Source organism: Halorubellus salinus, assembly GCF_020567525.1.
Classification (GTDB): domain Archaea; phylum Halobacteriota; class Halobacteria; order Halobacteriales; family Natrialbaceae; genus Halorubellus; species Halorubellus salinus.
Genome location: NZ_JAJCVI010000003.1, coordinates 536205 through 555686, shown reverse-complemented (window position 1 = coordinate 555686; position 19482 = coordinate 536205). Strand labels below are relative to the sequence as shown.

The 19482-nt window shown below is 70.3% G+C and carries 23 protein-coding genes; 4 read left to right on the top strand and 19 right to left on the bottom strand.

Annotated features, from left to right (window positions below; translation table 11 throughout):
• Positions 1-95 precede the first annotated feature (95 nt).
• Together LI336_RS10995 and LI336_RS10990 are read left to right on the top strand one after the other, a co-directional pair.
• The gene (locus LI336_RS10995; protein ID WP_227133176.1) at positions 96-392 is read left to right on the top strand and encodes a hypothetical protein; all 297 of its coding nucleotides are present in this window, start codon (positions 96-98) and stop codon (positions 390-392) included.
• 140 nt (positions 393-532) lie between these two features.
• Positions 533-1531: an aldo/keto reductase gene (locus tag LI336_RS10990; RefSeq protein WP_227133175.1), complete on the top strand. Its 999-nt coding sequence runs from the start codon at positions 533-535 to the stop codon at positions 1529-1531.
• Positions 1532-1542: 11 nt separating this feature from the next.
• Here the strand turns inward: LI336_RS10990 and LI336_RS10985 are convergent, their stop codons facing one another.
• From LI336_RS10985 to LI336_RS10915, 15 genes are all read right to left on the bottom strand, one after another.
• The gene (locus LI336_RS10985) at positions 1543-2148 is read right to left on the bottom strand and encodes a class I SAM-dependent methyltransferase (RefSeq protein ID WP_227133174.1); all 606 of its coding nucleotides are present in this window, start codon (positions 2146-2148) and stop codon (positions 1543-1545) included.
• An 83-nt stretch (positions 2149-2231) separates the two neighbouring features.
• On the bottom strand, positions 2232-2936 hold the full coding sequence (locus LI336_RS10980) for an energy-coupling factor transporter transmembrane component T family protein (RefSeq protein WP_227133173.1): 705 nt from the start codon (positions 2934-2936) through the stop codon (positions 2232-2234).
• A 6-nt stretch (positions 2937-2942) separates the two neighbouring features.
• A complete protein-coding gene (locus LI336_RS10975; RefSeq protein WP_227133172.1) occupies positions 2943-3641 on the bottom strand; it encodes an energy-coupling factor ABC transporter ATP-binding protein in 699 nt (232 codons plus the stop codon).
• Between the two features lie 28 nt (positions 3642-3669).
• A complete protein-coding gene (locus LI336_RS10970) occupies positions 3670-4251 on the bottom strand; it encodes a biotin transporter BioY (protein ID WP_227133171.1) in 582 nt (193 codons plus the stop codon).
• Positions 4252-4395: 144 nt separating this feature from the next.
• On the bottom strand, positions 4396-4869 hold the full coding sequence (locus LI336_RS10965; protein ID WP_227133170.1) for an Lrp/AsnC family transcriptional regulator: 474 nt from the start codon (positions 4867-4869) through the stop codon (positions 4396-4398).
• Positions 4866-5285, bottom strand: coding sequence for a DUF7522 family protein (locus LI336_RS10960; protein ID WP_227133169.1), 420 nt, complete (start codon positions 5283-5285; stop codon positions 4866-4868). The genes LI336_RS10965 and LI336_RS10960 overlap by 4 nt, the downstream gene beginning before the upstream one ends.
• 31 nt (positions 5286-5316) lie before the next feature.
• Positions 5317-7026 (bottom strand): proton-conducting transporter transmembrane domain-containing protein, encoded by a 1710-nt coding sequence (locus tag LI336_RS10955; RefSeq protein ID WP_227133168.1) that lies wholly within the window; start codon positions 7024-7026, stop codon positions 5317-5319.
• Entirely contained in the window at positions 7026-8618 is a 1593-nt protein-coding gene (locus LI336_RS10950) for a proton-conducting transporter transmembrane domain-containing protein (RefSeq protein WP_227133167.1), read from the bottom strand. Before LI336_RS10950 ends, LI336_RS10955 begins: the two co-directional genes overlap by 1 nt.
• Complete coding sequence (locus LI336_RS10945; RefSeq protein WP_227133166.1) at positions 8615-10111, bottom strand: proton-conducting transporter transmembrane domain-containing protein; 1497 nt, start codon at positions 10109-10111, stop codon at positions 8615-8617. The genes LI336_RS10950 and LI336_RS10945 overlap by 4 nt, the downstream gene beginning before the upstream one ends.
• Positions 10108-10515 (bottom strand): cation:proton antiporter subunit C, encoded by a 408-nt coding sequence (locus LI336_RS10940; protein WP_227133165.1) that lies wholly within the window; start codon positions 10513-10515, stop codon positions 10108-10110. Before LI336_RS10940 ends, LI336_RS10945 begins: the two co-directional genes overlap by 4 nt.
• Complete coding sequence (locus LI336_RS10935; RefSeq protein ID WP_227133164.1) at positions 10508-11062, bottom strand: MnhB domain-containing protein; 555 nt, start codon at positions 11060-11062, stop codon at positions 10508-10510. The genes LI336_RS10940 and LI336_RS10935 overlap by 8 nt, the downstream gene beginning before the upstream one ends.
• Positions 11059-11628: a DUF4040 domain-containing protein gene (locus LI336_RS10930; RefSeq protein ID WP_227133163.1), complete on the bottom strand. Its 570-nt coding sequence runs from the start codon at positions 11626-11628 to the stop codon at positions 11059-11061. The genes LI336_RS10935 and LI336_RS10930 overlap by 4 nt, the downstream gene beginning before the upstream one ends.
• Entirely contained in the window at positions 11625-12077 is a 453-nt protein-coding gene (gene mnhG, locus LI336_RS10925; protein ID WP_368408367.1) for a monovalent cation/H(+) antiporter subunit G, read from the bottom strand. The genes LI336_RS10930 and mnhG overlap by 4 nt, the downstream gene beginning before the upstream one ends.
• Positions 12077-12358 carry a cation:proton antiporter gene (locus LI336_RS10920; RefSeq protein WP_227133162.1) on the bottom strand — a complete coding sequence of 94 codons (282 nt, stop codon included), beginning with the start codon at positions 12356-12358 and terminating at the stop codon, positions 12077-12079. Before LI336_RS10920 ends, mnhG begins: the two co-directional genes overlap by 1 nt.
• The gene (locus LI336_RS10915; protein ID WP_227133161.1) at positions 12355-13353 is read right to left on the bottom strand and encodes a Na+/H+ antiporter subunit E; all 999 of its coding nucleotides are present in this window, start codon (positions 13351-13353) and stop codon (positions 12355-12357) included. The genes LI336_RS10920 and LI336_RS10915 overlap by 4 nt, the downstream gene beginning before the upstream one ends.
• A gap of 153 nt (positions 13354-13506) precedes the next feature.
• On the opposite strand from LI336_RS10915, the gene LI336_RS10910 reads away from it, so the two are divergent.
• Positions 13507-13986: an NAD-binding protein gene (locus tag LI336_RS10910; protein WP_227133160.1), complete on the top strand. Its 480-nt coding sequence runs from the start codon at positions 13507-13509 to the stop codon at positions 13984-13986.
• Positions 13987-14056: 70 nt separating this feature from the next.
• Here LI336_RS10910 and LI336_RS10905 read toward each other — a convergent pair whose 3' ends face one another.
• Complete coding sequence (locus tag LI336_RS10905) at positions 14057-15382, bottom strand: MFS transporter (protein WP_227133159.1); 1326 nt, start codon at positions 15380-15382, stop codon at positions 14057-14059.
• A 165-nt stretch (positions 15383-15547) separates the two neighbouring features.
• On the opposite strand from LI336_RS10905, the gene LI336_RS10900 reads away from it, so the two are divergent.
• The gene (locus tag LI336_RS10900) at positions 15548-16330 is read left to right on the top strand and encodes a response regulator (RefSeq protein WP_227133158.1); all 783 of its coding nucleotides are present in this window, start codon (positions 15548-15550) and stop codon (positions 16328-16330) included.
• A gap of 62 nt (positions 16331-16392) precedes the next feature.
• Here the strand turns inward: LI336_RS10900 and LI336_RS10895 are convergent, their stop codons facing one another.
• The 3 genes from LI336_RS10895 to LI336_RS10885 all read right to left on the bottom strand — a co-directional run bounded on the left by LI336_RS10895 (position 16393) and on the right by LI336_RS10885 (position 19198).
• Positions 16393-17376, bottom strand: coding sequence for a ZIP family metal transporter (locus LI336_RS10895; protein WP_227133157.1), 984 nt, complete (start codon positions 17374-17376; stop codon positions 16393-16395).
• A gap of 118 nt (positions 17377-17494) precedes the next feature.
• Positions 17495-18247 (bottom strand): DNA-directed RNA polymerase subunit epsilon, encoded by a 753-nt coding sequence (locus LI336_RS10890; RefSeq protein WP_227133156.1) that lies wholly within the window; start codon positions 18245-18247, stop codon positions 17495-17497.
• 174 nt (positions 18248-18421) lie between these two features.
• Entirely contained in the window at positions 18422-19198 is a 777-nt protein-coding gene (locus LI336_RS10885) for a hypothetical protein (RefSeq protein WP_227133155.1), read from the bottom strand.
• Between the last annotated feature and the right edge of the window lie 284 nt (positions 19199-19482).

The window sequence follows — 19482 nt, the reverse complement described above, 5'->3', positions numbered from 1 at the left end:
GCCGAATCCTGGCAGCCACCGTCCCCGGTATCGCCGCGCTTGCCGGGTGTAGCTCCCGGTGGTCGACGAACAGCCCCAGCGTTCGCCTCGACGCTGTGGAGGTCGAGAACCAGGACGACGACACTCATGCCGTCTCGATTCGAATCACGGCCGAGGACGCCTCGGAAGCGTTCGCGGAGACGGTCGTCGTCGAGGCCGGCCACAGCAGCGTCTTCCACGAGCCAGTCGACGTCGGTACCGCCGACACCGTCCACGCTGCCCTCGGCGAGGACCGCATCGAAGCGTCCCTGGAGTCCTACGCCACCGAGAACAGGCGCTGCGTCCGGATCGTCATCCGCATCACCAGCGACGGCGACCTCGCAGTGACCGGCGAGGCGTTCGACGACTGCTGACGGCGAACGTAGTCGAGCACTCGGTCGGGACTCCTGACGGCGAACGCGGCCGACGCCCGGCCACGCCCTCGCCGAGTCGAAGCCGGAAACGCCCGCGGGCATCGAACGCTTTTATGACTCGCGGTGGCGACGACTCAATCATGGACGTAACAATCGACGACGTCTCCCTCGGTTCGACAGGACTGACCGTCAGCGAACTCCCCTTCGGCACGTGGCGATTCGGCCGCGAGGCCGCCGACGGCTCCGTCGAGATCGACCGCGACGCGGCGCTCGACCTCCTCGACGCGTACGACGACGCCGGCGGGTACTTCATCGACACCGCCGACGTCTACGGCGGCGGCGACAGCGAGGAGTGGATCGGCGACTGGCTCGCGGACCGCGACCGCGCGGACTACGTCATCGCGTCGAAGATCTACTGGCCGACCCGCGACGGCCCGAACGGCCGTGGCCTGAACCGCAAGCACATCCGGCGGAGCATCGACGAGATGCTCGACCGACTCGGCGTCGACGCCATCGACCTCCTCTACGTGCACCGCATCGACGACGACACGCCCGTCCGCGAGTTCATGCGAACGCTGAACGGGCTCGTCGAGGACGGGAAGGTCCACTACCTCGGCGCGAGTTCGTTCGAGCCCGACGCCTGGAAGATCGCGAAGGCGAACGAGATCGCCGAACGGGAGGGCTGGGAGCCGTTCTCGGTCACGCAACCGCGGTACAACCTCGTCGACCGCGAGATCGAGGCCGGCTACAAGGAGATGTGCGAGTCGTACGGGATGGGTATCGTCCCGTGGAGCCCGCTCGGGCAGGGGTTCCTGACCGGGAAGTACGAACGCGACGACCGGAATCCCGAGAACACGAAGGCGGGGCTCGGTGACCGCTTCCGCGAGAACTACCTCACCGAGGAGAACTTCGACGTGCTCGGCGAACTCGAGGCGGTGGCCGACGAGGTCGGTGCGACCGTCGCGCAGACGGCGCTCGCGTGGCTCCTGCATCGCGACGGCGTCACGGCGCCTATCGTGGGTGCCCGCACCGTCGAGCAACTCGAGGAGAACCTCCGCGCGGCCGAGGTCGAGCTCACCCAGGAGCAGGTGGACCGACTCGCGGCCGCGAAGGGCGACCCGTTCTCGCACCTCCGGTAGGGCGAGTCCGGTCAGGCACCCGGTTCTTTCTCGAAGCGGACGGCGTAGTGGTACGGCGGTAACTCCACGGTCTCGACCGGGTCGAACGCGGCCGCGCCGGTGACGACGCGTTCGGTCTCGGCGGGGGAGAGCCGGAGGTCGGTGGGTGGGCCGCGGGCGGCGCCGTGGATGCGGGTCTCCTCGCGTGGGGTGTCGTGCCAGTTCACGACGACGAACTCGCCGTCGGGTCCGAGGGCGTCGTGCGCGCTCGTGACGAAGGCGGCGACGTCGTCGACGCCGTGGAACGTGTTCGCGTTCAGGACGACGTCGACGGTTTCGGGGAGGACGTCGGCCATCTCGCGGGCGTCGGCGTGGGAGGTCTCGAGGTTCTCGACGTGGTGGAGTGCGGCGAGTTCGTCGAGTTCAGCGAGGAGCGTCCGGTCGAGGTCGACGGCGTGGACGGTGGCGGGGTCGACGACGCGGGCCGCGGGGAGCGCGAAGTACCCGTTGCCACAGCCGACCTCGGCGAGCGCGTCGCCGCGGTCGATGCCGAGCGCTCGGAGCGTGGCGCCGGGCGTCGGCCAGAGCCGCGACCACCAGTCCCAGTCCGGTTGGTTCGTGTTCTGGAACGGTTCCATGCAGTCCGGTACTCGACCGGGACAGAAATGTGTTATCCCCACAAGATTGCGGAGAGTCCGGTTCGACGTCGCCGTCGCCAGGCTCAGACCGCGAGCGCGCCGACGGCGAGCGCGAACGCGGACAGCGTCACCACCCAGTCCCGTCGGTCGAACGAGAGCGGTGGCAGCGTCGGATTGTAGGCGAAACAACGCGCCTGGAGCGCGACCGCGAGGGCGTCGGCGCGGGCGAACGCGCGGTTCAGGCCACTGGTCGCGACGAGACGCATCCGGTCGCGGAGCGGTCGTTCCGACCCGAGTCGCGCCCGCATCGCGGCGCGCGACCGCCTGACGTCGTCGAGGAGTACCGGAACGAACCGGAAGACGAGCGCGACGCCCATCCCGAGGAGCTGCCCGACCCGGCCGGGGACGAGCCACTGGACCGCCGCACGGGACTGACGCGTCCGGGTGGTGTGGACGTACGCGGCGCTGACGAGGAGCACGAGCAAGACGCGGTACGCCGCAAGCGCCGGGAACCGCGCGGCGGCGACGTCGAACCACGGCGCGCCGAGTCGGGCGCCCTCGACGAGTGGCGCCAGCACGAGGAACGGGAGGACGACGCGGAGGTCGGAGACGACCGCGACCGGGGACAGTCGGGCGGCGGCGAGGACGCCGAGGGCGAGCAGCGTGAGCGCGGCGAGCCCGCGAGGGGTGGTGTGCGCGAACGCGGCGACCGCGAACGCCACCTGGAGCGCGAGCTTCGAGCGTGGGTCGAGGGCGTGCAGCAGCGACTCCCCTGGTTCGTATCGCATCGACGGTCACCAGGTCGCGACCGCGTGCTCGCCCAGTTCCCCGCGGAGCTCGGGCGGCGAGCCCTCGCGGACGACGCGTCCGTCGGCGAGCACGACGACGCGGTCCGCGACGTCCGCGACCACGCCGACGTCGTGAGTCACGACGACGACGCTCGTCCCGTCGGCGTGAAGCGCCGCGAGGTGCTCGTGGACCGACTCCCGCGAGGGCGCGTCGAGGCTCGCGAACGGCTCGTCGAGGACGAGGTAATCGGGGTCCATCGCGAGCGCTCCCGCGATGGCGACCCGGGACTGCTCGCCGCCGGACAGTTCGTCTAGGCGCTCCTCGCCCCGACCCGTCATGCCGACCGCGGCGAGCGCGTCCTCGACGCGCGCCGACACTGCATCCCGCGACACCCCGAGGTTCTCCGGGCCGAACGCGACGTCCGCGTCGACCGTGGCGGCGACGAACTGGTCGCGGGGGTCCTGGAACACCATCCCGACCGCCGCCCGCGCGGCGACCAGGTCCGCGTGGACCGGCGTCCCGTTCACGAGGACGCTGCCCGCGTCGGGTTCGAGGAGGCCGTTGAACTGCCGGACGAGCGTCGTCTTCCCGGCGCCGTTCGCACCGGCGAGCACGACGAACTCGCCGTCGTCGACCGACAGCGAGACCTCGTCGAGGACGCGAGTGTCGCCGTGCGCGTACGAGACGTCGTCGACGACGATCATGTCGTCCGACTCCCCCCGCGAATCGGCGTCATTCGACTCGGAGGGCGTCGCTCCGGACGATGCCGACCGCCGCGGCGATCTTCACGGCTTCGGCGGGGAGGAACGCGGCCGCGCCCACGCCGAACGCTTTCCCGAGGCCGTAGCCGACGACGACCACCAGGCCGGCGATACCGAGCGCGTAGATGACGGTGGTCCCGGCGACCATCGCGGCGACGAGGCGCCACACTGCGAGGTCCTCGAGCGAGCGCGTCTCGACGCCGCCGTGGGCGAGGAACCCGACCAGTGCGGCCGCGATCGGGTACGACCAGAGGTAGCCGGCGCTCGGCCCGACGAGGTGCCCGACCCCGGCCGCGCCGCCGCTGAATATCGGCGCGCCGAGCGCGCCAGCGGCCAGATAGAGGCCGAGCGACGCGCCACCCCAGAGCGGGCCGAGGAGGATGCCGGCGAGGAACACGCCGAGGACCTGGAGCGTCACCTCGATGGGCGAGACCGGGTTCGGGAACTTCACGTACGCGAACGCACCGACGAGCGCGGCCAGCAACGCCGCTCGGGCGAGGTTGACGACGACGTCGCTGGGCACGAGGTCGACGTTCTCGGTGTGCGTGCTCATCGCGACCACTCGCTGGCTGCGTAGGGACGTCTCATGTTCACCGCGTCTTCGTCAACCTGCAAGAATACTTTGGTTTACGGACCGCGTGTGCCGTCGGACCGCACGTCGCCTGTCCGCCACAAGCCTGCTCGAATCCTGCGTCGCCTACACGCCGCCAGCCTGCTCGAACCCGTCGTACGGCGTGCCCTCCTCCCGCCGGATGAGCTGTTCGTCGCTCACCGCCAGTCCGAGATCCGAGAGCTCGCGCGCGATGCGATTCAGGTCGTCGTTGTCCTCCGCGACCACGCGCACCACCACGTTCGCTTCTCCCGTCGCGATCTCGCGAACGCTGACCACGCCCGATATCGTCAGCGCGCCGTCCGTCAGCTCTTCGCGCTCGGGGATGGGCGCGGTACAGACGATCTGTATCTGGAGGTCGAACCCCGCTTTCGCGTAGTCCACGTCCGCGCGGTACGAGTCGATGACGCCCTCGCGCTCGAGCCGGTCGATGCGTTTGCGGACCGTGCTCGGTGACACGCCCATCCGCTCGGCTATCTGGTTCGACGACGACTCCCGGGCGTCCTGCTGCAGGGCGAACAGGATGTGTCTGTCGAGGTCGTCGAGTCCGTTCAGCGTCACTCCCCACCTCCGTAGAGCACGTCGAGCCACGCGTCGACGTCGTCCGGGATCGTGACGGGGATCCCAGCGCGGAGCTTCACGACGAACCCGTCCGTGTCCGAGAGGTAGACGTGGACGGCGGTCGCCTTCTCGTGCTGGAGGACGAGCGCGCAGGCGTCGCCGAGGTGCGTGTACACCTCCTCGACGTACGCACGATCGAACAACCCCATCGTGCGGTGGATGATGATGTCCAGTTGTCGCGTGGAGAGTTCGGTCTTGAGGTCGTCGCGGATGTACCGCACGTCGTACTTGTACGAGGGCGTGTGGAAGTCCGCGACCCATCGGAGGTCGTCGTCGTAGCGGTCTTCGAGCCAGGTGGCGAGCGCGTCGTAGTCGGGGGTCTTCGCTTCGAATCGGGTGTCTCGTTCGGTCGTCATTGTGGTGTTGTAGTGTCTCGATTGCGTGTTCTCAGGCGATACCGGCGACGAGGAGTGCGAGCGCGAGGGTCGCGGCGACGATGGCGAGCGTGCGCCCGACGGGGCCGCCGAGGACGTCGCGTGGGTCCTCGCTGTCGATCGCGGCGACGGTCGCTCGCCACGCGCGGTAGACGGTGTGGTCGGCGCGAGCGCCGAGCGTGTCGAGCGCCCGTGCCGTGGTGTTCGCGACGCGGTTCCCGGCGGGGTAGAGGACGCGGTCGACGTCGACCACCGGCAGCCGCGAGATGGGGCCGCGGAGTGCGAGGAACCCGAGGATGCCGACCGCGGTGCTGGCGGCGGCCTTCGCGAGTTCGCTCGCTGCGTACGGCGCGAACCCACCGGTGTCACCGGGGAGTGCGCCGTACAGGAGGTCGGGGAGGACGCCGAAGGCGACGCTCGGGACGGCGGCGACGACGAGCACGACCGCCAGCCATCGCGGCGCCGGCCGAACCGCGAGGTCCTCAGGGGCGTCGCGGACGAACGCGTAGTAGCCGAACTTCGCGAACGACAGCACGGTGCCGACGCCGCCGAGGACGAGCGCCCACCAGAGGACGTTCGCGTCCACGGGCAGCCACGCGAGTTCGGGACCGGCCTTGTCGACGGCCTTCACGACGAGGCCCTTGCTGACGAACCCGCTGAACCCGGGGACGCCGCTGATGGCGAGCGCCGCGACGAGGAACGCCCCGAACGTCAGGGGCATCCGGCGGCCGAGGCCACCGAGTCGCTTCAGTGACCCGGTGCCGACGCGGTAGATGATTGCGCCGGCGACCATGAACAGCAGGCCCTTGTAGAGGACGTGCGTCGCGAGGTGCCCGACCGCGCCGGCGGTGCCGGCCGCGGTGCCGACGCCGACCGCGGCGACCATGTACCCCACCTGGGAGACGATGTGGTACGACAGCAGCCGGCGCACGTCCGTCTGGAGGATGGCCTGGGAGACCGCGTACAGCACCATCGCGCCACCCATCCACGCGACGAGGACGTTCCCGTCGGGCGCGAACCGAGCGAGGGCGTACACGGCGACCTTCGTCGTGAACCCGGCGAGGACGACGCTCGACGCGACGTGGGGCATCGGGTAGGTGTCGGGCACCCAGTGGTGGACGCCGACGAACCCGAGGTTCACGCCGACGCCGAGGATGGCGAGCGCGGTCGGCAGGCCCGCGGTGAACCCGGCGTCGTACGCGAACGTCCCGGCGTCGACGTAGTGGAGCGCGACCGCGGCGACCAGCAGGGTCCCACCGACGAGGTGGTAGACCGCGTACCGGAACGCTGGCCGGACGGCGTCGCCGCCGTGATGCCAGACGAGCACGGTCGCGGTGACCGCCATGAGCTCCCACGCGAGCAGGAGCGTCAGCCAGTCGCCGGCGAGCACGGCGGCGACGCCGGCGCCCATGTACGCGAGCGCGATGGCGTTCGTGCGGGCGTCGGCGTCGGTCGCGTACGCGTACGCGACGGCGAGTGCGGCGACGAACCCGAACACGGCCGCGACGGGGCGGGCGAGCGCGTCGACGCGGACGAGCGTCTGCTCGAACCCGAGCGGGGCGACGACGAGCGCGCTCCCGGTGGGGGACGCGAGTATCCACGGGACGGTCGCGAGCGTCGCGAGGACGCCCACGAGGTAGCCGACCTTCCGCGGTGCGACGAGCGCGACCGCGGCGGCGACGAGGAACGCGACCCACGGCGGGACCGCGAGCAGGGCGTCCATCAGTTGAACACCTCCGCGACCGCGGTCTCGGCGAGCTCCCAGAACGGGAGCGCCGTGGGGGCGACGCCCAGGAAGACCGCCATCCCGACCGTGAACAGGACGGGCAGGAGGAGCGCGGGCGACGTCTCCAGGCCCGGAACGGGCGCGAACGCATGTCCGCCGTCGGTCGCGGTCGGCACGTTCGTTCCTTCGCCACCACCGTCCTCACCGCGGTCGGTCGTCGGCTCGTCGTGGGCGGGCGCGAACGGGTGCGTGCCGGCGTCGGTGTCGTCGTCACGACCACCGTAGAACGCCGTGTAGACGACCGGCCAGAAGTACATGAGCTTCAGGAGCCCCGCGAGCAGGAACGCGGCGACGAACCACGGGTTCGCGCTGTCGGCGGCCCCGAGCACGAGGTGGAACTTGCTCACGAACCCGGCGACGAGCGGGAACCCGACGAGGCCTGCTGCCGCGATGGCGAACGCGGTCATCGCTATCGGGAGCCGGCGACCGACGCCCGCGAGGTCGCTGACGTACTTCTCGCCGGTCTCGACGTACGCGAGTCCGGCGACGAAGAACAGCGTGATCTTCATGAACGCGTGGGCGACGACGTGCAGGAGCGCGCCGAACGCGGCCAGGGGCGTCAGGAGTGCGACGCCGAGGACGATGTACGACAGCTGGCTGATGGTGGAGAACGCCAGCCCGCGCTTGAGGTTGTCCTGGCGGACGCCGACGACGCCCGCGAGGATCATCGTTGCAGCGGCGAACACGGCCAGTGCGGTCGCGAGGCCGAGGTCGCTCGCGGTCTCTGGGCCGAAGACGTAGAGGACCGCGCGCGTGACGCCGAACGCGCCGCTCTTGACGACGGCGACGGCGTGCAGGAGCCCGGAGACGGGCGTCGGCGCGACCATGGCCGCGGGCAGCCACGCGTGCAGCGGGACGACCGCGGCCTTCACGGCGAACCCGGTCACGAGCAGCGCGAACGCGGCGCGTGCGAGCGTCGGGTCGGCGGTCGCGAGCCCGGCGATGCCGCCGGCGGCGAGCGTGACGGTGCCCGCGAGCGCGCCGACGAGCACGAGCCCGCCGAAGACGAGCACGCCACCGCCGAGCGTGTACGCGAGGTACCGGCGACCGGCGGCCTTCGCCGCGGTGTCGCCCCCGTGGACGACGAGCGGGTACGTCGCGAGCGTCAGCAGTTCGTAGAACACGAACAGCGAGAGCAGGTCGGCGGCGAGCGCGACGCCCATCGTGGCCGAGATGGACGCGGCGAACGCGGCGAAGTACCGCGTCTGGTCGCCCTCGTCGAGCCCGCGCATGTAGCCGACGCTGTAGAGGCTCGTGGCGAGCCAGAGCGTGCTCGCGAGGAGCGCGAACAGGAGACCGGCGGCGTCCGCGCGCAGCGCGAACTCGACGCCGAGGTACGACCCGAGGGTCGTGACGTGCGTGTCCGGCGACTGGACCATCGCGAGCACGACCGCGAACGTGCCGACGCCGGCGAGCGCCGTCCACGCTTCGCGGACGTTCGGTCGCAATCCGGACGCGAGTATCAGCGGGATGGCGAGCGCTGGCACGAGGACCGCGAGCAGCGGGAGGACGCTGGCGACGTCCGTCATAGCCACCCCTCCACGACCGGCGCGAGCCAGTCCGCGAGCGCGCCCGCGCCGACGCCGACTGCGAGCACGACGACCGCGGCCGCGACGGCGATGGCGAGCGCGGTCGTCGCCCGGGAAGCCTCGGCGTCGGGACCGACGGCGGCGTCGGCGCCACCGTCGGTCGCGACCGCGTCATCGGTCGACTCCGGAGCGAGGTACGCGCGCTCGACGAGGCGCCCGGCGTACCCGAGGCTGAGGAGCGTGCTCGCGACGACGACCGCCGCGGCGACCCACGCGCCCGTCTCGACGGCGCCGAGCGCGAGGTACCACTTGCCCGCGAAGCCGACGGTCGGCGGGAGGCCGACCAGGCTCGCCGCGAGGACCGCGACGACCGCCGCGGTCACCGGGAGGGCGGCGGCGAGGCGCGCGTACTCGCCGACGCTGCGCGCGCCGGTGCGTGCCTCGACCGCGACCGTCGCGGCGAACAGGCCGCCTTTCGCGACGGCGTGCCCGACGAGCGCGACGAGCGCGCCCGTCAGCGCGACGGGGTGCGCGAGCGCGACGCCGACGGCGAACAGGCCGAACTGGGAGACCGACGAGTACGCGAGCAGCCGTCGGACGTCGGTCGCGCGCAGTGCGAGGACGCCGCCGGCGGCGACGCTCACCGCACCGGCGGCGACCATGAGGGATTGGACCTCGGGGACGGCCGCGAGGAAGTCAGCGGTGAACACGCCGTACGTGATGCGGACGAGCGCGTACCCGGCGACGGTCGAGCCGAGCGCGCCGAGCGCGACGGCGACCGAACCCGGGGCGGCCGCGTACGCGTCCGGCTTCCACGCGTGCAGCGGGAAGAGCGCGAGCTTCACGCCGAGGCCGACCGCGATGAGCGCGTACGCGGTGACGACGAGCGTCGAGTCGTACCCCGCGGCGGCGAGCGCCGGGGCGAGGTCGGCCATCGAGAGCGTGCCGGTCGCGACGAACGCGTACCCCACGCCGAGGAGGTACAGGGTCGCGCCGACGGTCCCGACCAGGAGGTACTTGAACGCGGCGAACGCGGCGTCGACGCCGCGACCGGTCGCGACGAGCGCGTACGCGGCGAGCCCCGATATCTCCAGGAAGACGTACAGGTTGAACACGTCCGCTGTCACGGCGACGCCCGTGAACCCGGCGACGAGCAGGAGCCAGAGGCTCCCCTCGGGCCCGGTCGTGTCGGGGTCGGCGAGCGCGAACGCGGCGACGCCGACGACGGCGACGAGGACGACGACGACCGCGCTGAGTTCGTCGACCGCGAGCCCGATCCCGAACGCGGCCGGGATGTCGCCGACGACGGTCGCGAGCGGGCCGTCGGTCGCGACGAACGCTGCCACTGCGAGCGCGAGTGCGACCTGCGCGAGGAGCGCGGCGACCGTCACCGCTCGCACGAGGTCCCGGCGGACGCGTGCAGCCAGCAACGGGAGGACCGCCGCGAGCAGCGGGAGCGCGACCAGGAGCGGCAGGAGGTCGGCGGGCGTCATCGCGACCCCTCCTCGGCCGCCTCGGCGGCGGCTGACTCGCGCTCGGCGGCACGGACCTCGCGGATGACGTCCTCGCGGAGCGTCCCGTACTCGCCGTAGATGCGGACGACGAGCGCGAGCGCGACCGCCGTCACCGCGACGCCGACGACGATGGCGGTCAGGATGAGGACGTGCGGGAGCGGGTTCACGTACGGCCCGGGGCCGGTGACCAGCGGTGCCTTCCCGTCGGCGCGGTACGCGCTCGTGACGAAGAACAGGAACACGCCGGTCTGGAAGATGTTCAGCCCGATGACCTTCTTCACGAGGTTGTCGTCGTCGACGAGCACGAACAGGCCGACGCCGACGAGGACCGCGAACACGGCGTGCGCGAACCACGCGCCGACGCCGAACAGCGGGTCAGTCATCGCTCGCACCTCCAGCCCCGACCGAGGGGTCCGCGTCGCCGGGGCCCTCCAGGTCCGCGGGAGTCTCCACGGTGGGTTCGCGGTAGCCGTCCGCGATGCGGAGGAAGAGCACGACGATGACGGCGGCGACGGTCGCACCGATACCGATCTCGATGGCTTCGGTGGCGTACACGGTCGCCTTCGGGATGGGGAGGACGTCCAACTGGAGGAACGCGCCACCCGAGGCGAGCCCTGCGAGCGCGACGACGCCGAAGACGACGGGGCCGGCGACGACGAGTGCGACGAGCGCGCGCTCGTCGAGCCACTCCGCGGTCGGGCGGATGCCGAACGCGAACGCGACCGTGATGACCATCGCGCCGCCGACGACGCCACCCTGGAAGCCACCGCCGACGCTCGCGGTCCCGTGGAACAGCGTGAACAGCCCGTACGTGAGGACGAACGGCGCGAGCAGTCGTACCGTCGTCGTGACGACGGGGCTGTCCGTGAACTCCGAGCGCGTCCGCGTCGTCGTGTCGTCCGCGCCCTCGCTGCGGTTGCGGTCGCTCATGCGAGGGTCTCCCGGCCGAGTGCGGCCAGTACGGCGACGGCGGCGGCGAACACGACCGCGATCTCGCCGAACGTGTCGAACCCGCGGTAGACGACGAGCACGGCCGTGACGGCGTTGTCGACGCCACGGTCGGCGGCGTCAGCGAGGTAGAAGTCGCTGACGGGTCCGAACGCGGGCGTGTCCGCCGCGCCGACCGGGGGGAGCGCCGGCACCGTCAACAGGAGGCCGACGGTGACGCCGAGGGCGACCACCACGGACGACGGCTTGACCGTCCGCGGGTCGACGAGCGTCCGGCCGCCGGCCGGCCGGACGGTCTGGCTGATGGCGAGCAGGAAGAGCGCGGTCGTCACGCCAGCGCCGACCGCGGCCTCGGTGAGGCCGACGTCGGGCGCGTGGAAGAGCACCCAGAGGATGGCGAGCCCGAGGCTGTACGCCGCGAACACGACCACGGCCGTCAGGACGTCCCGGACGACCGCGGTGAGGACTGCGACGACGACGACGAACGACAGCAGCGCCACGGACACCGCGACCTCGAGCGTCGGTGCGACGACCTGGAGCGTCGTCATCGCGACACCTCCGCGTCGTCGACGCTGCTAGCGTGGTCGGCGCTCTGGCCGCCGTCGGTCGCGACGGTAGCGTCGCCGTCCGTGCCGCCGGCTTCGTCCTCGTCGTCGTGCGTCCACGGTTCGGTGCCGGCGTCGTACGCCGACCTGACGATGGCGTGTGCCGCGGTCGGGCCCGTGACGAGCACGAGCAGGGCGAGCAACACGAGCTTGAACAGCTCGCCGGTGGTACCGACGACGACGCCGGCGGCGGCGAGCCCGAAGAGTGCCCCGAGCGTCTCGCTCTTCGAGGCGGCGTGCGCGCGAGCGTACACGTCCGGGAGCCGGTAGAAGCCGACGACGGCGACGAACGAGAAGAACGCACTCGCTGCGACGAGCGCCGCGACCACTATCGCCGTGGGCGTCCACGCGAGCTGGGCGGGGACCATCGCGGGAGCCGCTGCGAGGGCCATCAGAGCACCCCGCCGCGTTCGATGGTGAACTTCGCGAGCCCGATCGAGAGCAGGAAGTTCAGGAGGCCGTACACGATGGCGACCTCGAGGAACCCCGGTTCGTCGAGCGCGGCGCTCAGGAGCGCGATGACGACGACCGCGGTGGTGCCGACGACGTTGACGGCGACGACGCGGTCGGGCGTCGTCGGTCCGCGGACGACGCGGCCGAGGACGAGGGCGGCGAGCGCGACGAGCGCCGTCGCGCCGGCGAGCAGGACGCCCGCGAGGAGCGGCGAGGTCACGACCGGTCACCTCCGGATGGGACGTGGTCGGGACCTCGACCGCCGGTAGTCGGGGCGTCGGCGTCGTGGCCGTGAACGACGAAGTCGACGGCGCGAGCGAGCGAGCCCTCCTCGAGGCTGTCGCGAGTGGCTGCGGTGAGCGCGTGCACGACGAGTTCGTCGTCGGTGACGTCGACCGTGAGCGTGCCCGGCGTGAGCGTGATGCTGTTCGCGAGGAGCGCACGCGCGATGCGGCCCTCCGGGGCGGGGATCCGGACGACGCTCGGTTCGATGGGGAGTTTCGGCGAGAGGACGACCGCGACCATCGAGAGGTTCGCGCGGACGACCGCCCAGAGGAGGTACGGGAGGAACGCGAGCGCACGGAGCAGCCGGCCGACGTCCGCTATCGAGGGTTCGGTCTCGAACGTGACGCGGCCGAGGACGAGCGTGACGACGGCCGCGCTGACCGCACCGGTCGCCAGGTCGAAGGGCTTGGTCGGGTCGCCCAGCAAAAGGTAGAACGCGTACGCGACGGCGAACGTCGCCACCAGTCGCGCGGTGGTGGAGGTGACCGCGATGGGCGACCGCACGATGCGTCGGTCGACGAGAGCACGTTCGACGTCGAGGCCGGAGCGGCCGGCGGCCGCGAGCGCGTCCGTGACGGCGGCGACGGTGAACTCGTTGAAGCCGGGCATCACGACGAGGTCCGTGGCGGTCGCTGGAATCGACTCGACGAGCGCACGCACGCGCTCGTCGGGGGTCTCCCCGTCGACACGTACCGTGGTCGTCTCGACGTCGAGCGAGCCGTAGGGGCTCGCGGCGACGAGTTCGGTGACGCGTGCGGCGAGCATCTCGCCGGTAGCCGATGGGACCGTATCACCCGCTCTCCCGACGGGGATGCTGAAACGCACCGTCGTGCTCGTGCCGTCGTCCGCGTCGCGCGCCTCTCGTAGCGCGTACGAGACGACGTCCCTGACGCGCCCCCGGTCGGTGAGTACTGCGACGAGATCCGTCACGAGCGCTCACCGACGCGTCGTCGGGGGCGCGGATTGCATGTGACCGTCTGAAGCCGAAACATAGTTTACCGTTCTGATAAAAGAGCCACGAGGTATTTACCGTTCCGGTAAAATATGGCCAATACATAAATACTCCAGCGTACTAGGTGTGTTATGGAGTCACAACTCCCGGATTCGGACCCACGGCGGACCGACCGACCCGCAACGCCGGTCGAACCCGACGTCGGGGACCGATACCTCGTCGTCGGCGGCGGCCGACGCGGCCGTGCTCTCGCTGAGAGCCTCGCCGGTGACCACCCCGTCGTCCACGTCGACACCGACCCCGACGCCGTCGCCGACGTCGCCAGCTACGACGCCACGCACGTCCCCAACGAGGCAGCGCTCGTCGCACAGGTCACCGCGCACGCCGCCCCCACCGACCCCATCGTCGTCCTCGCACCGTCGGACGCTCGAACGCTCCTGCTCGTCCAACGACTCCGGACGACCGGGGCGTTCGAGCGAATCTACGCCGTCCTCCAGGACCCACGGAACGCATCCGCGTTCGCGATCCCCGACGTCGAGGTCGTCTGCCCGGGCGACGCCATCGCCGCCGCCATCGCTACCGCTCGAACGGCCGTTCCCCGCGACGACTGACCGCCACCAGCCACCGGACACCGGGCACCCGACACCCGTCGGCGGTCCCGCGTACCAGACCGGACCGCGGTCAGTCCGCGGACGACCGACCGGCGTCCTCCGCGAGGAACGCCGTCTCGTACACCTGCGAGTACGTCAGTAGGAACGCGAGCGCCGCGAGCACCGCGACGAACGCGAACGGCACCGCGAACCCGAACCGGATGAGGTAGCCGGCCGCGAGCGGCCCGAGCGCGACACCGAACCCGAACGCTGTCGTCAGGACCGACAGCGTCGTCCCGGACTGCCCGCGCCGCGCCAGGTCGCCCGCGAGCGCCAACCCGGGCGCGAACACCATCGCCACCGAGACGCCCTGGAGGAGCCGCAGTAGGATCATCAGGATCGCCGCGGCGTTCACGCCGAAGACCGTCGCCGGGAGCACGCTCTGGGCCGCCGGCACGTACCCCTGTGCGAGGACGCTCGGGACGAGGAGCGCGAACCCCGCGACGAGGAACGGCCGTCGACCGTACCGGTCGCTCGCTCGCCCGATGGGCACCTGGAAGATGACGTTCGCGATGACGACCGCCGCGAACTGCACGCTGAACAGGAACGGCCCCTGCCCGAGTGCGGTATTCACGACCTCCTGGAGCGTCGCGTAGATCGCGATCCCCGTCGCCATGAAGAACGTGCCGACGCCGACGACGAACACCGGGTCGAACAGCTGGTTGCGACCGAATATCGCCACGGAGAGGTCGTCGGTCGCCGCGCCGCCGTCCGTCTCCGGGTCGTCGACGAGGTACGAGACGAGCGCGAACGACACCACCGCGCCGACGACCGCCACCGCGAACGCCGCATCGAACCCGGAGATCGCCGCACCCGCGACCTGGTACGTGACGACCTCGTTCGACGAGAACCCGCCCGTGATGAGGATGCCCGCGATGATAGGGCCGAACCCGAACCCGATGAGGCGGAACGTGTTGAACACGCCGAAGTTCCCGCCGCGCTGGCTCGCGTCCGTCGAGTACTCGTTCACGAGCGCGATGGTGACCGGAACGGTCAACGCCGCACCGATGCCCTGGAACGCCCGCAACCCCACGATACCCCAGTACGACGACGCGAACGGGTAGAGCGCGCTCGCGACGCCGAAGACGACGAGGCCGGCGAGGATGAACACCTTCCGCTTCCCGGCGCGGTCGCTGGCTCGTCCGGTGAACTGCTGGAGCGAACTGTTCAGGAGCCCGAACAACGAGAGGACGACGCCGATGAGTAACTCCGTCGAGAACCCCTCCAGACCCGCGAGCGACACCTCACCGCTCGCGATGTACAGCGGGAGGACGATGACGAGGAAGGAGTTCCCGAGCGAATCCGCGAGCCGCGCCATCGCGAGCGCGAACACGCGATTGTCCGTCCCAAGTACCATTCTCGGGAGCCTTACCCCTGCAGTTGCTTCAAGCACGTGGAATCGCCGCGACCTTGCCGCCACCGCTCCTCGACGACCCGGTACGAAGATGGCGTCCGTCGGGACAGTCGAAAAACTTGGTACCAAAGCACAATCACCTTGATGCTGGAACGCGTTCCGGTATCCATGGCACCCCACCGGGTGGTGTGCGTCGACGACGAACCGGCGTTCGCCGACCTGACGGCGACGCAACTGGAGCGTCACGGTGACGTCACCGCCACGGGATTCTCCGACCCGAACGAAGCACTGCCCCATCTCGAGAGCGCCGATTGCGTCGTCAGCGACTACGACATGCCGGGGATGACCGGCCTCGAGTTCCTGGAGACCGTCCGCGACCGCCACCCAGACCTCCCGTTCGTGCTGTTCACGGGGAAGGGGAGCGAGGACGTGGCGAGCGACGCCATCTCGAAGGGCGTCACCGAGTACCTCCAGAAGTCCACGGACGCCAGCCAGTACGAGGTGCTCTCGAACCGCGTCCTGAACGCCATCGACCGGTATCACGCGAACCGGGACCTGGAACGGGAGCGAACGCTCGTCGAACGCATCGTCGAGATGACGCCCGTCGACATCGTCGTCCACGACCAGGACGGGGACGTCGTGGTCGCGAACCGGCGCGCTCGCGAACTCCTCCGGATGCCGACCGAGTCGCTACACGTTCGGGCGTACGATACGAGCGACTGGGTGCTCTGCGCGCCGGACGGGACGCGTCTCGCCGCCGCGGAGCTCCCCGTGGCGCGCGTCCTCGCGAACGGCGAGGAGCTCAGGGGCGAACGGTACGTCGTCGAGGTCGAGGACGTACGCGAGGAGATCGTCCTGAACGCCGAGCCGCTCGTCGGCGAGGACGGGACCGTCGAGCGCGTCGTCGTGGTGTTCGCGACGAGCGATGAGATCGATCAGTACGTCGACTGAGCTCGACGGGATCGGGCGACGCGACACCTCCTCTCGCATCCGGCGACGCGAGCGGCCGTCGTTCACCCGACGTACAGGAGCGGGACCATCACCGCGAACCCACCGAGCAGTCCCGCTGCGAGTTCGCGGTACCCCTTGCCCTCGAGGGACGCACCGGCTTCGAGCGCCTCCGGGACGAACTCGGTGAGGACGAGGTACACCATCGCGCCGGCGGCGAACCCGAACCCGAAGGGAAGGAACTCCTCGGCGACGCGAACGAACGCGAACGCGATGACGGCACCGATGGGTTGTGGGAGACTGGAGAAGATGGCGGCGCCGACCATCCGCCACTCGCTGACGTCCATCGCACGCAGCGGGATGGAGATCGCCAGCCCTTCCGGGATGTTGTGGATGCTGATCGCGACCGTCATGAAGATCGCGAGGACGGGCACGACGAGGCCGAACATCGGGACGCCGCCCTCGAAGCCGAGTTCCGCGAAGGAGACGCCGATGGCGACGCCCTCGGGGAACGAGTGCACGGTGAGCACGCCGAGGATGAGCACGAGCTTCTTCAGGTCGGCTTCCGCGAACGCCGCCGGGTCGAACCCGTGGTCGTCTCCGTCGTGCCCGTGGTCGTCTCCGTCGTGTCCGTGGTCGTGGGTGGCTCCGGCATCGTGGTGGTCGTGCTCGTCCGCGTCGTGTCCGTCACCGTGGTCGTCGTGGTGGACGTCGGCGACGCGTTCCCCGCCGTCCGGCGTGGGTTCGGTCCCGCCGACGTGGACGCCTTCGAGGACGCGGTTCGCGACGACGACGAGTGCGACGCCGGCCAGGAGACCGAGGACGAGGAGCCACGGGACGCCGGTCCCGGCCGACGCTGCGAGGCCTTCGTTGACGAGCCCGAAGAGTGACGCGGAGAGCATGATGCCGGAGGCGACCCCCCAGAGGGCGACGTTCCAGCGGTCGCTGACGTCGTCGAAGAGGAAGAACGGGATCGCGCCGAGTCCGGTGGCGATGGCCGTGACGAGTCCGGCGAGGAAGACGAACGCGAGCGCGGCGAGGTCGACCATATCGGGTCTCGGACCGGCAGAACGATAAAACTTTCATCTTTCTGGTAGGTTTTGGTCGGCCTAGGTGCTAGGTGCACCGAAGACACGGAAGAAGTACGCACGCCAGCCGCCACCGCGCTCACGTCGAGTCCACGCCACTCGCGGGGACGTCCGACGCGTCCCCGTCGTCGCGGACGTCCGGCATCGCCGGGTCGCGGTACGGGGACCGACCCAGCACGGCACCCTCCAGGTCCTGCTCGACGACCTGCTCGCGGAGCGTTCGTTCCAGTCTATTGACCTTCGTCACGTCCAGTCCCTGTGCGTCCACGAGTTCCTGGAAGCGCTCCTCGTCGGCCAGGGACTCGTAGCGGTCGTACAGCGACGACATCTCGTCGGGATTCAGGCCCGCGACGAACTCCTGGTCCTGCAACCCGAGCCGGCGCTCGCGCTCGTCGTCGACGACGTACTTCAGGACGACCAGCGACACCTTCTCGATGGCGCGCTGCTGGCCGAACACCGTCAGGTCGAGGTCGGTCATGATACCCATCGCGCGATCGCGCTCCCACGGCGTCACGTCGAGCGCCGACGCGTACGCGTGCGTGATGCGAGCCTTCTCCAGCCGATGCATGCGAGCGCTATGCCCGGCCATCGCCGGATGCTGCTCGTCGTGCAACCGGCGCAGGTTCTCGCCGACGTCCCCATCGGGGGACTCCGCACGACCGATGATGGTCGCCGCTGGCGTCGCCACGTCCCACCGTCGGAACCGTTCGTCCTTCACCGCGTCCACGCGCGACAGCGACCCGTCTCCCGGTCCCGCGCTCACGTCCCGGCGCTCGAACCCGTCGTCCACGTCCCTCGGGTCGTCGACGGGCGTGGCAGACCGCTCGGTCATACGCAGACGCTACGACCCCGCCGGTACTTAAACCGTGGGACCACAGACGATAGAACGAACCGCGCGAGACGCCGACGCCCGGCGTGAACCTCCTCACTCTAACCCATTACGACCAGAATGACTTAAATGAAGGACTGGTGGTCGGTCTCTGGGAGACCCCGGCCCGTCGTCCGGTCAGCCGTCGATCGTCGAGATGGAGTGCCCGACGAACCGCGCGTCACCGGTCTCGTACGAGACGAACTCTATCGACATCCGCACGCCACCGTCGCCGTCGGCCTTCGCCCACTGCACGGGGATCTCGAGTTCGGGCGACAGACAGCCCGTCTCCACCAGTTCGTCCCCGAAGTAGAAGTCGTAGGTCAGGCATTCGACGCCACCGATGGTGTCCCGGCCGGTGACGGTGACGTTGCCGACCTCGTTCTCGAACTCGGCGCCGAGCTCGAAGGGCACGTCGTTCTGGACGAAGATGCCGGACACGTCCTGTGATTGCGCGACGAACACGACGCCGCCCTGGTCCATGTTCTCTGACAGCACGTCGATGACGCTCTCCGGGTCGTTCGCCGACGCGGCGAACGTGTTCGTCACGTCGCGAGCGTCGGACGTGTGCGAGATGGTCAACTCGGCGTCGTCCCCGTCGACGACGACGTCGACGACGGTGGTCGCGTTCTCGCCGTACGCGTACGTCTGGTACTCGTAGCGTTCCGAGCGGTCGAACTCGAGCATCGCTATCTCGGGTCGGTCGACGGCTGCCTCGCCGCCGTCGCCATCGGCTCCGGCGTCGCCGCCCGCCGAGTCGTCACCAGTATCGCCGTCGTCCGTGCCGCCACCGGCCGGCGCGTCGTCTCCGGACGGGTCGCTGGTCGCGGCCGCGGCGTCGTCGCCACCACCGCCGCTACAGCCGGCGAGCGCGACCATCGCGACGACACAGCACAGGAGGAGCGTTCGTTTCATGACTTCGAGACGGTAACTGGTCATATCAACGTTGCTGTGAGTCCTCCCGGTCGCAGCGTTCCCCGTCCTCGCCGGCGTCACCCTCGTCGTCCAGCGCACCGTCGCCACAGTTCTCGGGCACGTTCCCGAACGCTGCCCGCACACGACCGGGCGCCGTGCGAGCATCCACCGCACGAGCGCGTACCGTGGCGTACCGCGAAGGAAACCCCTATGTTTTCGAATCGAAATACTATCTCGTAGTGGTCCGGTACCAGAATCCAGTCCGCTTGCTGCTGCTCGGCGTC

What these genes read in the sequence shown, in the direction of transcription:
- LI336_RS10890 (WP_227133156.1), bottom strand. Translation starts at nt 18,247, where the DNA reads ATGACCGAGCGGTCTGCCACGCCCGTCGACGACCCGAGGGACGTGGAC.
- LI336_RS10990 (WP_227133175.1), top strand. Translation starts at nt 533, where the DNA reads ATGGACGTAACAATCGACGACGTCTCCCTCGGTTCGACAGGACTGACC.
- LI336_RS10895 (WP_227133157.1), bottom strand. Translation starts at nt 17,376, where the DNA reads ATGGTCGACCTCGCCGCGCTCGCGTTCGTCTTCCTCGCCGGACTCGTC.
- LI336_RS10960 (WP_227133169.1), bottom strand. Translation starts at nt 5,285, where the DNA reads ATGACGACCGAACGAGACACCCGATTCGAAGCGAAGACCCCCGACTAC.
- LI336_RS10980 (WP_227133173.1), bottom strand. Translation starts at nt 2,936, where the DNA reads ATGCGATACGAACCAGGGGAGTCGCTGCTGCACGCCCTCGACCCACGC.
- LI336_RS10910 (WP_227133160.1), top strand. Translation starts at nt 13,507, where the DNA reads ATGGAGTCACAACTCCCGGATTCGGACCCACGGCGGACCGACCGACCC.
- LI336_RS10905 (WP_227133159.1), bottom strand. Translation starts at nt 15,382, where the DNA reads ATGGTACTTGGGACGGACAATCGCGTGTTCGCGCTCGCGATGGCGCGG.
- LI336_RS10985 (WP_227133174.1), bottom strand. Translation starts at nt 2,148, where the DNA reads ATGGAACCGTTCCAGAACACGAACCAACCGGACTGGGACTGGTGGTCG.
- LI336_RS10930 (WP_227133163.1), bottom strand. Translation starts at nt 11,628, where the DNA reads ATGACGACGCTCCAGGTCGTCGCACCGACGCTCGAGGTCGCGGTGTCC.
- LI336_RS10940 (WP_227133165.1), bottom strand. Translation starts at nt 10,515, where the DNA reads ATGACTGACCCGCTGTTCGGCGTCGGCGCGTGGTTCGCGCACGCCGTG.
- LI336_RS10900 (WP_227133158.1), top strand. Translation starts at nt 15,548, where the DNA reads ATGGCACCCCACCGGGTGGTGTGCGTCGACGACGAACCGGCGTTCGCC.
- LI336_RS10885 (WP_227133155.1), bottom strand. Translation starts at nt 19,198, where the DNA reads ATGAAACGAACGCTCCTCCTGTGCTGTGTCGTCGCGATGGTCGCGCTC.
- LI336_RS10950 (WP_227133167.1), bottom strand. Translation starts at nt 8,618, where the DNA reads ATGACGGACGTCGCCAGCGTCCTCCCGCTGCTCGCGGTCCTCGTGCCA.
- LI336_RS10975 (WP_227133172.1), bottom strand. Translation starts at nt 3,641, where the DNA reads ATGATCGTCGTCGACGACGTCTCGTACGCGCACGGCGACACTCGCGTC.
- mnhG (WP_368408367.1), bottom strand. Translation starts at nt 12,077, where the DNA reads ATGGCCCTCGCAGCGGCTCCCGCGATGGTCCCCGCCCAGCTCGCGTGG.
- LI336_RS10935 (WP_227133164.1), bottom strand. Translation starts at nt 11,062, where the DNA reads ATGAGCGACCGCAACCGCAGCGAGGGCGCGGACGACACGACGACGCGG.
- LI336_RS10955 (WP_227133168.1), bottom strand. Translation starts at nt 7,026, where the DNA reads ATGGACGCCCTGCTCGCGGTCCCGCCGTGGGTCGCGTTCCTCGTCGCC.
- LI336_RS10970 (WP_227133171.1), bottom strand. Translation starts at nt 4,251, where the DNA reads ATGAGCACGCACACCGAGAACGTCGACCTCGTGCCCAGCGACGTCGTC.
- LI336_RS10945 (WP_227133166.1), bottom strand. Translation starts at nt 10,111, where the DNA reads ATGACGCCCGCCGACCTCCTGCCGCTCCTGGTCGCGCTCCCGCTGCTC.